Raw genomic sequence first — 15,522 nt, forward strand, 5'->3', positions numbered from 1 at the left:
GTTTTTTGCCATCGCCCGCAGCCCTTTGACCAATTTCAGGAATATGCTGAATCTTACGCCCGGGCCTTATCTTCCGTTAACAGCGCTTTCAGTTCCGGGATACACGAGCCGCAGTTGGTGCCGCATTTTAGCTTCTCCCCCAGCTCGGCCGGCGTGCGGCAGCCCCCGGCGATAGCCTCGCCGATCGCCCGTTCGCCGACGCTAAAGCAGCTGCAGATGATCCGCCCACGCGGCGCGACGTCGCCCCCTTTTCTGCCGCTTAGCAGCGCGTGGCGAAGCTCGGCCGTCGGCGGCGGCGAGCTAAAGGCGGCGACAACCCATTCGCTCTCCACGACGGGTTCGCGGGCATCGCTCCACCAGCCCAGCATCAGGGCACCCTCGTGCCACGCCAACAGATTCCACAGCGCGCCGGCCTGGGCAATCTGGACCTGCCAGCCCTGGCGCAGGCACCAGTCGGTAAGCCAGGCGCGCGGGCTTTTATCCCCCGCCAGCGAGAGATGCGTAACCCCCACCGCCGCTCGCCGGCGCCAGTGGAGCCATTCCGGCAGCGGAACCGGCTGACGGCAGAACAGCTCGCCGTGCCACGCCGGAAGCCAGGCGGCAATCGCCACCGCCACCTGCTTGCTCTCCGGCTGGCCGGAGTGCGGGTCGGTCACCGCCGCCAGCAGATTATTCACCCGCCCCTGGCGGGCAAACTGATTATTCCAGTGCATCGGTACAAACAGCGAGCCGCGGCGCTGCCCGTCGCTGATAAGCACTTTGGCGACCATGACGCCGTTGCGCGACCAGATCCGCGCCAGCTCGCCGTCCCGCAGCTGCCAGCGGCGGGCATCAGCCGCAGCCACCTCCACCACCGGTTCGGCAATATGCTGCATCAGACGCGGCACGGTTCCGGTGCGGGTCATGGTGTGCCACTGATCGCGGATGCGCCCGCTGTTGAGGATCAGCGGATAGAAAGCGTCGGTTTCGGCACGGGTGCCCTGCGGCGTCACCGGCACCATGCGCAGCTTGCCATCGCGGTGCCAGCCCCGGTGCAGGTTCAGCGCGGCGGTGCTGCGGCTGACCGGCCAGCATACCGGCGCCAGGTTGTCCCACTCCTCGCGGCTAAGGCTGGCCAGCCCGCCGATATCAAACGCCCGCTGGCCGTCATTCTCGAACCCTGACAGCGCGGCGTGTTCGCTGAAGACGTCGTGCGCGTGCTGCCAGGCAAAGGCCTCGCTATAGCCCAGCTCGGCCGCGACGCGGGCGATTATCCACCAGTCAGCCCGCGCCTCGCCCGGCGGCGGCAGAAAGCTGCGCTGGCGGGAGATACGGCGTTCCGAATTGGTGACGGTGCCGTTCTTTTCACCCCACGCCAGCGCCGGAAAACGAATATGGGCAAAGCGGCCGGTATCGGTGTCAGCGGCAACGTCGGAGACGATAACCAGCGGGCAGGCGGCCAGCGCCTGACTCACCGCGTGGCTATCCGGCAGCGAAACCACCGGGTTGGTGCCCATTATCCATACCGCCTTCACCTCGCCGCGCCCGATGGCAGCAAACAGATCCACCGCCGTCAGCCCCGGCGTCTGCGCCAATCGTTCGGTACCCCAGAAGCGCGAGAGGCGATGTAAATCCTGCGGTTCGAAGTTCATATGCGCCGCCAGCATGGTTGCCAGCCCGCCCACTTCACGACCGCCCATCGCATTTGGCTGTCCGGTCAACGAAAACGGTCCGCATCCCGGGCGGCCATATTTACCGCTCGCCAGGTGAACGTTAATGATGGCATTGCACTTATCGCTGCCGCTGGCCGACTGGTTAATCCCCATGGTGTAGAGGGTGACGGCGCGCGGCGCGGCGATAAAGTCGCGATAAAAATCGGCCACCTGCTGCGGCTCAAGGTCGCAAAATTCGGCGACGGTAGCCACGTCCCACATCTGCGCTGCCGCCAGCGCCTGCTGCTGGTCGCGAAAATCGCCGGCCAGCGGTCCGGCACCGGCAATGGCGTTCAGCAGGCCGACGAACAGGCCGCCGTCGCTGCCGGGCGCCAGCGCCAGGTGCACATCGGCAATATCGCAGGTCGCGGTGCGCCGGGGATCGATAACCACCACCCGCAGCTGCGGATTGTCGCGCTTCGCCTGCACCAGGCGTTGATAAAGCACCGGATGCGCCCAGGCGGCATTTGAGCCCACCAGCACCACCAGATCGCTGTTCTCAACGTCTTCATAGCTGCACGGCACCACGTCAGCGCCAAAGGCTCGCTTGTAGCCCGTCACCGCCGAGGACATACACAGCCGCGAGTTGGTATCGATATTGGCCGCGCCGATAAAGCCCTTCATCAGCTTGTTGGCGGCGTAGTAGTCCTCGGTCAGCAGCTGGCCGGAGGCATAGAACGCCACCGCCTGCGGCCCGTAGCGGTCGACGATCTCCCGCAGCCGCGAACCCGCGGCGGCCAGCGCCTGCGACCAGCCGACGGGCTTATCATCCAGCTCTGGCGTCAGCAGCCGCCCGGCGAGGGCGGTGGTCTCCCCGAGCGCCGCGCCCTTTACGCACAGGCGTCCGAGGTTGGCCGGATGCCCGGCATCGCCCCGCACGCTGACCTGACCCGCGGCATCGACCTCAGCCAGCACGCCGCAGCCCACTCCGCAGTAGGGACAAGTCGTTCGAGTCTCCGCCATCAGGAAGCCTCCGCGCGCACCAGCAGAACCTGGTTGCCCACCCACACTTTGCCGTTCTCCACTTTTACCGGCCAGGCGCGTACCGCCTGCTCGCCGCCGTCGCAGGCGCGGCCGTCGCGCAGGCGAATGCGCTGTTTATAGAGCGGGGAGATGACGATCGGCTCTCCTCCGGCGTCGCCGAGGATCCCGCGCGACAGCACGTTGGCGTCGCTGCCGGGCTCGAGATTATCGAGCGCGTAAATCTGCTCGCCAAAGCGGAACAGCGCTATCTGCCGCTCGCCGAGCCGCGCGCCGATCCCGGCCTCGGCGGGGATCGCCTCGAGATCGCAAATCGCCTGCCACGGACGGGCCGAAGGTGCGCCTTCATGCAGCACGGGTACCGCCACAGGCTGCGGCTGGCCGCGGAGCGGCTGGCGCTGCACCGCATCGTCCGGCTGCTCGCTGTTGACATAGGAGCGGAACAGCGACAGGCGCTGCGGATCGTTAAGGGTGGTTTGCCACTCACACTGGTAGCTGTCCACCACCCGCGCCATCTCCTGCTCCAGCTCTTCACCGATCCCGAGGCTGTCCTCGAGGATCACCTCGCGCAGATAGTCGATACCGCCCTCAAGGTTGTCCAGCCAGGTGCTGGTTCGCTGCAGGCGATCGGCGGTGCGGATATAGAACATCAGCAGGCGGTCGACGGTGCGGATCAGCGTCGCATCGTCAATATCGCTGGCAAACAGGTCCGCATGGCGCGGCTTCATGCCGCCGTTGCCGCAGACGTAAAGATTCCAGCCCTTCTCGGTGGCGATCACCCCGATATCTTTGCCCTGCGCCTCGGCGCATTCACGCGTGCAGCCGGAGACCGCCATTTTGATCTTATGCGGCGCGCGCAGGCCCTTGTAGCGATGTTCGAGGGTCACCGCCAGGCCGGTCGAATCCTGCACGCCGTAGCGGCACCAGGTGGAGCCGACGCAGGACTTCACCGTGCGCAAGGATTTACCGTAGGCGTGGCCGGTTTCAAACCCGGCATCAGCCAGCTCGCGCCAGATGGCCGGCAGCTCTTCCAGACGGGCGCCAAAGAGGTCGATCCGCTGGCCGCCGGTAATTTTGCTGTACAGCTGGTAGCGTTTGGCAATCTGCCCGATAGCAATCAGGCCGTCCGGCGTCACCTCGCCGGCCGCCATGCGCGGAACCACCGAGTAGGTGCCGTCCTTCTGAATATTGGCGAAGTAGCGGTCGTTAGTATCCTGCAGCGGCAAATGTGCCGGCTTCAGCAGATATTCGTTCCAGCAGGAGGCAAGCACCGAGGCCACCAGCGGCTTACAAATTTCGCAGCCGTGCCCCTGGCCGTAGCGGGCAATCAGCTGTTCAAAGGTGCGGATGTGGTTGACGCGCACGAGGTGATAAATCTCCTGCCGCGACCACGGGAAGTGCTCGCAGATGTCCTTTTTGACCTCGACGCCCTGGGCCGAAAGCTGATACTCCATGACCTGCTTGACCAGCGCGCTGCAGCCGCCGCAGCCGGTCGCGGCTTTGGTACAGCTTTTGATCGCCGCCATATCGCCCGCGCCGCCGCTGACCGCCTGGCAAATATCGCCTTTACTGACGTTGTGGCAGGAGCAGATTTGCGCGCTGTCCGGCAGCGCCGCCACGCCGAGCGCCTTCGGCGCGCTGCCCTCAAGGGCTGGCAGGATCAGGCTTTCCGGGCGCGACGGCAGCGCCATGTCGTTGAGCATCATCTGCAGCAGGGTGGCGTAATCGCTGGCGTCGCCCACCAGCACGCCGCCAAGCAGCTTTTTGCCATCCTGGCTGACGACGATTTTTTTATAGATCTGCTCCGGTCCATGGGTCCACTGATAGCTCTGGCTACCGGGCGTACGCCCCTGAGCGTCGCCGAAGGAGGCGACGTCGATCCCCAGCAGCTTGAGCTTGGTGCTCATATCCGCCCCGCCGAAGCGCGCCTCTTCTCCGGCCAGATCCGCCGCCGCCGTTCTCGCCATCTGGTAGCCCGGGGCCACCAGACCGTAAGTTTTATTCTCCCACAGGGCGCACTCGCCGATGGCCAGCACGTCCGGGTCGGAGGTGCCGCAGCGATCGTCGATGCAGATACCGCCCCGCTCACCCACCGCCAGCCCGCTGCTGCGCGCCAGCGCATCCTGCGGGCGGATACCGGCGGAGAACACCACCATATCGGTGCTGAGCGAGCCGCCGTCGGCAAAATTAAGCGTCAGCCCCTCGGCATCGCGCACGATGCCCTGGGTCGCCTTGCTGGTATGCACGCCGACGCCAATATCGCTAATTTTCTCCCGCAGCATCGCCGCTCCCGGGCCGTCCAGCTGCACCGCCATCAGGTTCGGCGCAAACTCCACCACGTGGGTTTCCAGCCCCAGCTGCTTGAGCGCATTGGCGGCCTCCAGCCCCAGCAGGCCACCGCCAATCACCACCCCGCGCTTCGCCCCGCTGGCGCTGGCGGCAATCCGGTCAAGATCGTCCAGCGTACGGTAGACGAAGCAGCCGTCAAGATCGTGGCCCGGCATCGGCGGAACGAAGGGGTAAGAGCCGGTTGCCAGCACCAGCTTGTCCCAGTGAGTTTCATGGCCGTGAGCATCGCGAACCACCCGCGCCTCACGGTCAATGGCGGCAACCGGTTCGCTGAGGCGCAGCTCAATCCCGTTGTCGGTAAAGAAGTCGCCCTCCACCAGCGACAGCGATTCCGCGCTGCGGCCGGCGAAATATTCCGACAGATGCACCCGGTCATAAGCGGCGTAGCGCTCTTCGCAGAACACCACGATACGATACTGTTGATGCAGGTTACGGCTGACGCATTGCTCAAGAAAGTGGTGGCCGACCATGCCGTGTCCGATCAGCACCAAAACAGGTTTTGTCATAGTGATTTGTCCTGCAGCGCGCAGCTGCGTTGAAGAAGGATCAAAAAGCCATTCCGGCGGCGCGCTGGTTCCCAGCTGTGCCGTCAGCGGCGCCGCGTTCGCGCAGTCGCCGAGCAATAAAACGCCGCGCAGCTTGCCGTCTCGCAGCAGCAGTCGGCGGTAGTGTTGGGCCAGCGGATCCCAGCTGGTCCACTGCTCATCCCGTTCGCCGGCAACCAGCTCTCCGGCGCTGAACAGCTCAATACCGGTCACCTTCAGGCGGGTACCGCTGTCCTGCCAGCTAAAATCGGCTCCCGGCGTCGCGCACAGCCTTGCGGCCAGCACTTCGGCCTGGCGCAGGCAAGGTGCTACCAGCCCCCAGGTGCGGCCGTCAATTTCGCAGCATTCGCCAATCGCGCTGACGCCCGGCAGCGCGGTCGCCATCTGGCGATCGACGACAATTCCCCGTCGGCACTCAAGGCCGCTGCGCTGCGCCAGCTCAATATTGGGACGTACGCCGGTTGCCAGCACCACGCGGCTGGCGGCGAAGGTTCTGCCATCCTCCAGCACCACGTCACGCTCGCGAATGGCCGCGATACGGCAGGCCATCACGCAGCCAATTCCCCGCGCCTCCAGCTGGCTCTGCAGCTGCTGGCCGGCGAACGCATCGGTTTGCTGCTCCATCAGCCACTCGCCGCGGTGCAGTAAAGTGACCTCATCGCCGGAACGGCGCAGCGCGGCGGCGGCCTCGACACCCAGCACGCCGCCGCCAATCACCACCGCCGGACCGCCAAGCGCCAGAATGGCCTCGACGTCGGCAAACGTGCGAAAGGCGTAAACGTGCGGCAGCCCGGCGCCCGCCAGCGGCGGGATCGTCGCCTGCGAGCCGGTGGCGAAAATCAGCTCATCCCAGCGCAGTTCGCCCCGGGTGGTGCGCAGGGTTTGCGCCTGCACGTCGACGGCCTCAACCGTCTCCCCGGTCCTTACCGTCACGTCGTGCTGCTGATACCACTGCGCGGGCAGCAGCAGCGTCTGGGCCAGCGTTTTTTCGCCCCCCAGCACCGGCGACAGCTGGATGCGGTTATAGGCCTGGCAAGGTTCATCCCCGATAATCGTGATGTGAAACGCGCCGTCCCCCCGAGCCGCCAGCGTTTGGGCTAAGCGGGTGGCCGCCATCCCGTTGCCGATAATCACCAGTTGCCGCTTCATCACCGCCCCCTACGCCGCTTTCGGCTGTTTTTCGTAGAGGAAGTGCAGGATCTGCTGGCGCAGGTGGTGATAGCGGCTATCGTCCGCCAGCTGCACGCGATTGCGCGGCCGGGGGAGATTGATATCGAGGATTTCACCGACCGTCGCCGCCGGGCCGTTGGTCATCATCATCACCCGGTCCGACAGCAGCACCGCCTCATCAACGTCGTGGGTAATCATCACGATGGTGGTGTTCAGCGCCTGCTGAATTTGCATGACCGCGTCCTGCAGATGGGCGCGGGTCAGGGCGTCGAGCGCGCCGAAGGGTTCATCCAGCAGCAGCACCTTTGGCTTCATCGCCAGCGCCCTGGCGATCCCCACGCGCTGCTTCATTCCCCCGGAGATTTCCCCCGGGCGCTTGTGCAGCGCATGGCCCATCTGCACCCGGTCGAGGTTGTGCTCAATCCACTCCCGGCGCTCGGCCTTGCTCATGGTGCGGCGAAAGACCCGATCCACCGCCAGCGCGACGTTGTCAAAGCAGGTCAGCCACGGCAGCAGGGAGTGGTTTTGAAACACCACCGCCCGCTCCGGCCCCGGCCCGGCGATTTCTCGGTTATCGCACAGCAGGCCTCCTTCCGTCGGCAGCGTAATCCCGGCAATCAGATTCAGCAGCGTCGATTTGCCGCAGCCGGAGTGGCCGATCAGGCTGACGGTTTCCCCTTCGTAGATATCGAAGGAGACGTTTTGCAGAGCCAAAAACTCGCCGCTGGCGGTATTGAAACGCTGGCTGACGGCCTGTACCTGAATTAATGGTTTCATAGCGACTCCTATTTTTCCTGCCAGCTGAAGCGGCGGGCGATAAGCATGAGGCCCTGCTCAAGCAGCAGGCCGACGACGCCGATAATGACGATGGCAATAATGATGTTTTCTACGTTGAGGTTGTTCCATTCGTTCCAGATCCAGAACCCAATCCCCAGACCGCCGGTGAGCATTTCAGCGGCGACAATCACCAGCCAGGCGATACCTATCGACAGGCGCACCCCGGTCAGCACGGCGGGCAGCACCGCCGGGAAGAGAATGCGGCGCATCACCGTCCATTCGGAAAGCTGCAAAACGCGCGCCACGTTCAGGTAGTCCTGCGGGATACGCCGGACGCCTTCGGCGGTGTTGATCACCATCGGCCAGATGGAGCAGATAAAGATGGTCCAGCTCGACGCGGGCTCCGCTTTCTGGAACAGCAGCAGGCCGATTGGCAGCCAGGCCAGCGGACTGACCGGACGCAGCAGCGCGATCAGCGGATTAAACATGCGGGCGAAGAACAGCGAACGGCCAATCAGGAAGCCCAGCGGAATGCCAACCAGCGCCGCGAGGCCGAAGCCCACCGCCACGCGCTGCAGCGATGCCAGCACGTTCCAGCCGATACCCATGTCGTTAGGGCCGTCCTGATAAAACGGGTCGGCAAACAGCGTCAGCGCCGAATCAAGCGTGCTGAGCGGCGTCGGGAAGCCTTTGCCGTTAATCGCCGCCATCTGCCAGCAGAACAGGAGCAGCCCCAGCCCCAGCAGCGGCGGCAGCACCCGCTGGACGCCTTCGCGCAGCCAGCGCGTGACGGCAGGAGTTGGGCGACGGACCTGCACCGGCGGCAGGATAATGACTTCACCCGGCGCTTTTTCAGCGCGAGCTACTGCGGGTTGGGTACTCTTTTTTTGCGCGTGTTTCATCTCATGCCCCCATACGTTGAATCGCAAAGCCGCGGGCGTAGCCTTCAGGATCGGCCCCCGTCCAGACCGTTCCGTCCATCAATGTGCTGCTGCGCATCACCTGACCCGGCGCGCTGATGCCGCCAACGGCCTGCGCCGCCTCTTTCCACACGTCAATTCGGTTAATACGCTGCGCCACCGCCTGATAATCCGGCGCCGCTTTCAGCAGCCCCCAGCGTCGGAACTGGGTCATGAACCACATGCCATCCGACAGCCACGGGAAGCTAACTTCGCCGCGATCGTAGAAACGAATCGGGTGCGCGTCCCGCCAGCTGCGCCCCAGTCCGTTGTCGTATTCACCCAGCATCCGCCCGGTGAGGTACTGTTCTTTGGTATTCAGCCACGCGCGTTTCGCCAGGATGCGCGCCGTCTCGCGGGTGTTCTCTGGCGAAGCCTCTATCCAGCGCGAGGCCTCCATCACCGCCGCGACCAGCGCCCGGGCGGTATTCGGATTACGCTCCACCCACTCGCTGCGGGTGCCGAGAATTTTTTCCGGATGATCCGGCCAGATCTCCTGAGAGGTGGCGGCGGTAAAACCGATGCGATCGTTGATGGCCCGCGCGTTCCACGGCTCGCCGACGCAGAAGCCCACCATGTTGCCGATCCGCATGTTCATCACCATCTGCGGCGGCGGCACGACGACGGTGCGCACATCGTCAAACGGATTGATGCCGCCGCTGGCCAGCCAGTAATAGAGCCACATCGCGTGGGTGCCGGTAGGAAAGGTATGAGCAAAGGTGTAGCTACCCGGCGCGCTCTGACCAATCAGCCGCTTCAGGCCGGGTAGATCGGTCGCGCCTTTGTCCTGCAGGTCCCGTGACAGGGTGATGGCCTGTCCGTTGCGGTTGAGGGTCATCAGGTTGGCCATGGACTGCGGTTTGCTGGCAATACCCAGCTCGAGGCCGTACAGCAGGCCGTAGAGGATATGCGCCGCATCCAGTTCGCCGGAGATCAGCTTGTCGCGCACCGCCGCCCAGCTGGCCTCTTTGGTCGGCACAAGGGTAATGCCGTATTTTTTATCAAAGCCTTTCAGCGACGCGATCGCCAAAGGCGCGCAGTCGGTTAGCGGAATAAAACCCACCCGCACGGTGGTTTGCTCCGGCTTATCGGAGCCTGCCGCCCACGCTGACTGCATCAGCCCAGGCAGCAGCATCGCGCCGCCAAGCGCGGCCCCTGCCTGTAGAAAACGCCGCCGTGTCATCGAAATCTTATTGCCCATACCCGCTCCAGAACGCGCAAAAAAAAAGCGCCCGACAGTGCTTACGCACTGCAGGACGCCTTTATCCATGGACCCGCATGCCGCCGTTGGCCTGCTGCCCAAAAATGGTGAACTAACTCGATTTAGCTAATGCAAACGGGATGCCAGTTTTCCCGATGGCCGCTTTTGGCGCTTTTCCTCCCTGCAAAAGCGGCTGTCGGGGCAAAAGTTGCACCGTCGACAGGCACAAAATGCCCGCCTATTGTGCACCTACTCCTTTGGGGTTAACGGCCATAATGACTTGACCATCAGCAGCGCGCGGGCGATTTCCACCATCCGCTGATTCTTATCCATCGCCATCTTGCGCAGCGCCTGCCAGGCCTGCTCTTCATTCATCCCTTGATGGGACATCAGGACGCTTTTGGCCTTCTCAATGACCTTGCGCTCTTCGAGACTATCTTTTAGCGACGCCAGCTGGCCGGAGAGCTGCTGCAGCTCATACGCCTGCTGGCGAACCAGCGGCAGCAGCTGCCTGTCCAGCCGTCGCGCAACGTCATCGCCGCCGTCCTCTTCCGGCCAGCGGTCGGGCGGCATCTCCGGCCCGCTCCCCAGCAGCAGCCGATCGGCGGCATCGAGCAGATCGCTAATCAGTCGCTCTTCCAGACCGCGCATCAGCTCCAGACGCTGCGTCTGGGCGCAGAACCAGCGCAGCGCCGTCTCGCCGTTGTCCTCCGAGGGCTGACGGGTACAGGCGATACGCCGAAGCTGCTCTATTTCGATGCTGGCCTGGCACTGCTCATTAAACAGCGCGGTCTGCGCCGCGTCGGCCAGGGCCAGAAAGCTGTCAAAGCACGGCTGCTGCCCGTCGATACGGTCCACCAGCAGCTGGCGCAGCTCGTCGCTGAACTGACCGCGGGCAAAGCCCAACGCCCCCAGCGCGCGCTCCTGACCCACCAGCTCCTTGCCCTGCATAAAGCTGTAGAGCGCCACCATCCCTCCGGCTATCTGCGGATCGTCGATGCTGTCATTGAGCTGCGGGACGATATTCAGCAGATGCCGGATAATGCGGCTGAACTGGCCGGTCGCCTCTTCGGCGGCAATAGTGCGCAGGCGCACGGCCTCGCGCAGGGCGGGAAGCTGCTCGAGGTACCACACCGCGCTGGCGATGCGCCAGCACAGCGCGCTGCTGGCACTGGCGCGCGCCGGCTCCAGCGCCTGGCGAAAGGCGGCCAGCTGCTCATTCACCAGCGCCCCGCCGGCCCGACACTCCGCGGCGTAGAGCCGGCCGCCGGAACATAGCCAGATATTGGAGGCTCCGCGCTCGCACTGCAGCATATGCACCAGGGCGCTTATCTGATTGGCCAGCGCGCCCTGCTGCGCCAGCTGACGCAGCTGCTGCCTCTGGAGCTGGCGCGCATGTTGGAACCAGTCGTTTGCTTCAGGCACGGTGCCGGCCGTATTATTCATGCTCTCTCCAGGGTTAACGCTTTATACTTCAGCTAAGCAATAACCGTGCCTTATACAAAGGAGTCCTTATGCAAAGTATTGTGCTTATCGCCAACGGCGCTGCCTACGGTAGCGAATCCCTGTTCAACAGCCTGCGCCTGGCGATTGCCCTGCGCGAACAGCAGTCCGAACTGGCGCTGAAGGTGTTTTTAATGTCCGACGCGGTCACCGCGGGGCTGCGCGGTCAAAAGCCGGCGGAAGGCTATAACATTCAGCAGATGCTGGAGATCCTCACCGCGCAGAACGTGCCGGTGAAGCTGTGCAAAACCTGCACCGACGGCCGGGGGATAACCTCCCTGCCGCTGATCGATGGCGTTGAGATCGGCACGCTGGTTGAGCTGGCGCAGTGGACGCTGGCGGCGGATAAAGTCCTGACCTTCTGAGTTAACCCTCTTTAGCAGGATTAAATGTCAGGCTGGCATCGTTTATTGCGTTAAAAGATATGCCAGCTGAATGCTTTCAGGAACAACATCATTTTTGTTTAATCTTTATCCTTTTTTTTGATCGAAATCATCATCCGTACCTTCCCCATTTGGTGTTATGCCATGAGCAAAGTGTGAACAATATCACGCGCAGGATTGAACGGGCAGGATGCCGTGGGCAGATAAATACGGGGTAGGAAAATGGCAATGGTAAAAGCAAGTTTGACGTTGTTTGGCGGTGATACGCTGGTGGTTCGTTGTTCAGAGCGCTGCCATATTCACCTGATGAGCGCGAAGGTTCCAGGCGACAGCCACGCGGATGTGCTGAGCGTGCAGGATCGGGACAGCGCCTATATGACCGTGCCCTACAGCGGCACCTGGAACGTGCTTATCGACAGCCACAGCCAGTCGCTGGAGCACTCAATCAGCTACGTTCCCGCCTGAGTCATCCGCTTAACGCGTTGTGACTGCAGCGTCAAACGTCTCTTCATGCCCGGGTCTCCCCGGGCATTTCTCAGGCCAGCCCCGGCTGAGCGCTATCGCCCAGCAGATTTCGCACCTTGCCGACCAGGTCGTCGAGGCAATCATCGTGCATGCCGAGCTTGCGCAGCTCCTGCTCGAGCGAGAAAAGGTACTGGGCGTTGGTGCCAAGCGGACCGCTGGCTTTGGCGATCAGCGGCGCGATCACCTGGGCGCTGGTATCGGCTTCGAACAGCGGATGACGCGGATCCATAATGAAGACCAGCGCGTTGACCGTGCGCCCGTCGTCGAGCTCCAGCTTGCACCAGGTCGGCAGATAGCAGCCGGTGATCATCTCCCGCTTCCACAGCAGGGTGAGCTCTTCTTCCAGCGTGCAGTCCGGCAGGCGATAGGCGACGCCGGTGGTGCGCCCGCCCTCCTTCAGCGCCAGCATGCGCCCCGGCTGATGCGCACTTCCGCGCCCGGCGGTGAGCCGCAGGCAAAAGGCGCGGTGCCAGCCCGGCAGCGTAGCGGTACAGGACTCGCGATACTCAAGGGCCGGGTTCCACATCAGCGAACCGTAGCCAAAAATCCATACCGATCCCGCGTCTGGACGGCAGGCTAAAGTGGCCGCCAGGGAGGCTGCCCGTTGCTCTGCCGACCAGAGTAGCGATTCCTCAATAGCGCCAAACGCCGTTTTACAATCCGCATTGATTAAGAAATCACGTGTTAACACTTTCTACTACCTCCGCCACTGCCCGCTTCCCGGCGTTTATCTGATGCCATCCTTGTGAAACATTCTTGTGAAACATTGCTGAATTATTATCCAGCTTTATTTGGCAATTAGCAATTAACGCCGCTCAGGCGCCGCGCGGGTAGCAGGATCGGCTATGACTTCCTGTGCCAGCGGTCATCGTCTCCCTTTTGATAGTCATGTTTTACCGCCGCCCAGGCCACTTTATGCGCCGTCTCTTCGCGGCTGGCGTCGCCCCGACGGTCCTCGCTACTCTTGTACTGGTCCCAGGCGCTATTAAAGGCTTCTTTATAAATCTCCTGAGCATGTTCAGGCAGGACGTGGCGGACGCTGTCGGGTAGGTCTTTTTTACTGTGATAAGGCATAGTGTTCTCCAGAAAGGGGCTGGAATTTAAGTCTGAAACGTAAGATTGCGCTACGCAAGGCGGGAGGGAGTGAGAAGTCGAACTTAGTAATTATCTGAATAATAAATATAAAATTGCAATAACAGCATGTTATAGCAATCTAACACCATTAGTGGTTGATAGCGGTAAATTTAAGTAAAAAAACCAATCGATTTCCGTAATGTCTGTTATTTTATCAACTTACAGTATCTATAATTATAACACCTGCACAATATGGAGATGGTTCATGACCCATGCACATGAGGCGGTAAAAACCCGCCACAAGGAGACGTCCCTCGTATTTCCGCTGCTGGCACTGGCGGTGCTTTTCTTCTTCGGAAGTAGCCAGTCACTGCCAGTGGTTATTGCGATTAATATTCTGGCGTTAGTCGGCATTCTCAGCAGCGCATTCAGCGTAGTACGCCACGCGGACGTGCTGGCCCACCGCCTGGGCGAGCCGTACGGTTCGCTAATTCTAAGCCTGTCGGTCGTCATTCTTGAAGTTAGCCTGATTTCCGCGCTGATGGCCACCGGCGACGCGGCGCCAACGCTGATGCGCGATACCCTGTACTCGATAATCATGATCGTTACCGGCGGCCTGGTCGGCTTCTCGCTGCTGCTGGGCGGGCGTAAGTTCGCCACCCAGTACATGAATCTGTTCGGTATCAAGCAGTATTTAATCGCCCTCTTCCCCCTGGCGATTATCGTGCTGGTGTTTCCCATGGCTCTGCCTGGCGCCAATTTCTCCACCGGCCAGGCGCTGCTGGTGGCGCTTATTTCGGCGGCCATGTACGGCGTTTTCCTGTTGATTCAGACCAAAACGCACCAGAGCCTGTTTATTTATGAGCATGAAGATGACGGCGACGACGACGACCCGCATCACGGCAAGCCGTCGGCGCACAGCAGCGGCTGGCATACCGCGTGGCTGCTCATTCACCTGATTGCGGTGATTGCGGTGACCAAGATGAACGCCAACCCGCTGGAGACGCTGCTGACCAGCATGAACGCGCCGGTGGCCTTTACCGGTTTCCTGGTGGCGCTGCTGATCCTCTCCCCGGAAGGCCTGGGCGCCCTGAAAGCGGTGTTAAACAATCAGGTACAGCGCGCGATGAATCTGTTCTTCGGTTCGGTGCTGGCAACCATCTCTCTGACCGTACCGGTCGTGACCCTGATTGCCTTTTTAACCGGCAATGAGCTGCACTTTGGCCTCGGGTCGCCGGAGATGATCGTAATGGTTTCATCCCTGGTGCTGTGCCAGATCTCTTTCTCGACCGGACGCACCAACGTGCTCAACGGCGCGGCGCACCTGGCGCTCTTCGCCGCCTATCTGATGACCATTTTTGCCTGATTCACCTCCTCCGGCGGCGCGACGCGGACCGGGGGAGGATGCATAAAAAAGCCTGCCGGTTTTGCAACCGGCAGGCTTTTGTCATATCAGGGACCGCTACTTGCTGGTGTCCAGCTCGTCAAAGCCTTTAACCAGATCGTCGATAGCCTTCATTTGCTTGAGGAACGGCTCCAGCTTATCCAGCGGCAGCGCGGACGGGCCGTCGCATTTCGCATGTTCCGGGTCCGGGTGCGCTTCAATAAACAGGCCGGCGATACCGACCGCCATACCGGCACGCGCCAGTTCAGCAACCTGCGCACGGCGACCGCCGGAAGCAGCGCCAAACGGGTCGCGGCACTGCAGAGCGTGGGTGACGTCAAAGATAACCGGCGAGTTGTTGGAAGCTTTTTTCATCACCCCAAAGCCCAGCATATCAACAACCAGGTTGTCGTAGCCGAAGTTAGCGCCGCGGTCGCACAGAATAACCTTGTCGTTGCCGCCTTCAATAAACTTGTCGACGATGTTACCCATCTGGCCCGGGCTCACGAACTGCGGTTTCTTAACGTTGATCACCGCGCCAGTTTTCGCCATTGCTTCAACCAGGTCGGTCTGGCGGGCGAGGAACGCCGGCAGCTGAATCACGTCAACCACGTCGGCCACGGCCTGCGCCTGGCTGGCTTCATGAACGTCAGTGATGATTTTCACGCCGAAAGCCTGCTTCAGATCCTGGAAAATCTTCATCCCTTCTTCCAGACCCGGCCCGCGATAGGAGTGGATGGAAGAACGGTTGGCTTTATCAAAAGAGGCTTTGAACACATAAGGAATACCCAGCTTCTGCGTCACCGTCACGTAGTGTTCGCAGATACGCATCGCGAGATCGCGGGATTCCAGCACGTTCATCCCGCCAAACAGGACGAAAGGCAGGTCGTTTGCTACGTTGATATCACCAATGCTAACCACTTTTTGTTTCATAAGATCGCCTTATCAGGGTGTAACCGGAATCATTCCAGATAAATACG

12 protein-coding genes are annotated in these 15,522 nt (G+C 61.9%); 3 read left to right on the forward strand and 9 right to left on the reverse strand.

Translation table 11 applies throughout. The features are described 5' to 3' along the window. Window positions 1-53 precede the first annotated feature (53 nt). The 6 genes from GVK32_RS17630 to nasR all read right to left on the reverse strand — a co-directional run bounded on the left by GVK32_RS17630 (window position 54) and on the right by nasR (window position 11,119). Entirely contained in the window at window positions 54-2,654 is a 2,601-nt protein-coding gene (locus tag GVK32_RS17630; protein WP_159871213.1) for a nitrate reductase, read from the reverse strand. Beyond that, complete coding sequence (gene nirB, locus GVK32_RS17635; protein WP_159871216.1) at window positions 2,654-6,715, reverse strand: nitrite reductase large subunit NirB; 4,062 nt, start codon at window positions 6,713-6,715, stop codon at window positions 2,654-2,656. Before nirB ends, GVK32_RS17630 begins: the two co-directional genes overlap by 1 nt. A 9-nt stretch (window positions 6,716-6,724) precedes the next feature. After that, window positions 6,725-7,513: an ABC transporter ATP-binding protein gene (locus GVK32_RS17640; protein WP_041146090.1), complete on the reverse strand. Its 789-nt coding sequence runs from the start codon at window positions 7,511-7,513 to the stop codon at window positions 6,725-6,727. An 8-nt stretch (window positions 7,514-7,521) separates the two neighbouring features. Further along, a complete protein-coding gene (gene ntrB / locus GVK32_RS17645) occupies window positions 7,522-8,415 on the reverse strand; it encodes a nitrate ABC transporter permease (protein ID WP_159871219.1) in 894 nt (297 codons plus the stop codon). Window position 8,416: 1 nt separating this feature from the next. Further along, a complete protein-coding gene (locus tag GVK32_RS17650) occupies window positions 8,417-9,673 on the reverse strand; it encodes a CmpA/NrtA family ABC transporter substrate-binding protein (protein WP_159871222.1) in 1,257 nt (418 codons plus the stop codon). 249 nt (window positions 9,674-9,922) lie between these two features. Next, window positions 9,923-11,119 (reverse strand): nitrate regulatory protein NasR, encoded by a 1,197-nt coding sequence (gene nasR, locus GVK32_RS17655; protein ID WP_159871225.1) that lies wholly within the window; start codon window positions 11,117-11,119, stop codon window positions 9,923-9,925. Window positions 11,120-11,187: 68 nt separating this feature from the next. Between nasR and GVK32_RS17660 the strand changes: the two genes are divergently transcribed. Both GVK32_RS17660 and GVK32_RS17665 read left to right on the forward strand, forming a co-directional pair. After that, entirely contained in the window at window positions 11,188-11,541 is a 354-nt protein-coding gene (locus GVK32_RS17660; RefSeq protein ID WP_134526564.1) for a DsrE/DsrF/TusD sulfur relay family protein, read from the forward strand. A 240-nt stretch (window positions 11,542-11,781) separates the two neighbouring features. Continuing rightward, on the forward strand, window positions 11,782-12,024 hold the full coding sequence (locus GVK32_RS17665) for a DUF1883 domain-containing protein (RefSeq protein WP_076947669.1): 243 nt from the start codon (window positions 11,782-11,784) through the stop codon (window positions 12,022-12,024). 70 nt (window positions 12,025-12,094) lie between these two features. Here GVK32_RS17665 and GVK32_RS17670 read toward each other — a convergent pair whose 3' ends face one another. Both GVK32_RS17670 and chaB read right to left on the reverse strand, forming a co-directional pair. Beyond that, entirely contained in the window at window positions 12,095-12,775 is a 681-nt protein-coding gene (locus GVK32_RS17670; protein WP_159871228.1) for a gamma-glutamylcyclotransferase, read from the reverse strand. 152 nt (window positions 12,776-12,927) lie between these two features. Continuing rightward, a complete protein-coding gene (gene chaB / locus GVK32_RS17675; protein WP_123708326.1) occupies window positions 12,928-13,158 on the reverse strand; it encodes a putative cation transport regulator ChaB in 231 nt (76 codons plus the stop codon). Window positions 13,159-13,423: 265 nt separating this feature from the next. Between chaB and chaA the strand changes: the two genes are divergently transcribed. Then, entirely contained in the window at window positions 13,424-14,524 is a 1,101-nt protein-coding gene (gene chaA, locus GVK32_RS17680) for a sodium-potassium/proton antiporter ChaA (RefSeq protein WP_123708327.1), read from the forward strand. Window positions 14,525-14,620: 96 nt separating this feature from the next. Here chaA and kdsA read toward each other — a convergent pair whose 3' ends face one another. Further along, window positions 14,621-15,475 (reverse strand): 3-deoxy-8-phosphooctulonate synthase, encoded by an 855-nt coding sequence (gene kdsA / locus GVK32_RS17685; RefSeq protein WP_159871231.1) that lies wholly within the window; start codon window positions 15,473-15,475, stop codon window positions 14,621-14,623. Window positions 15,476-15,522: the final 47 nt, after the last annotated feature.

Origin of the sequence: Klebsiella sp. 18074 (genome assembly GCF_902705905.1) — a bacterium.
In the GTDB taxonomy this organism is placed as follows: domain Bacteria; phylum Pseudomonadota; class Gammaproteobacteria; order Enterobacterales; family Enterobacteriaceae; genus Klebsiella; species Klebsiella terrigena.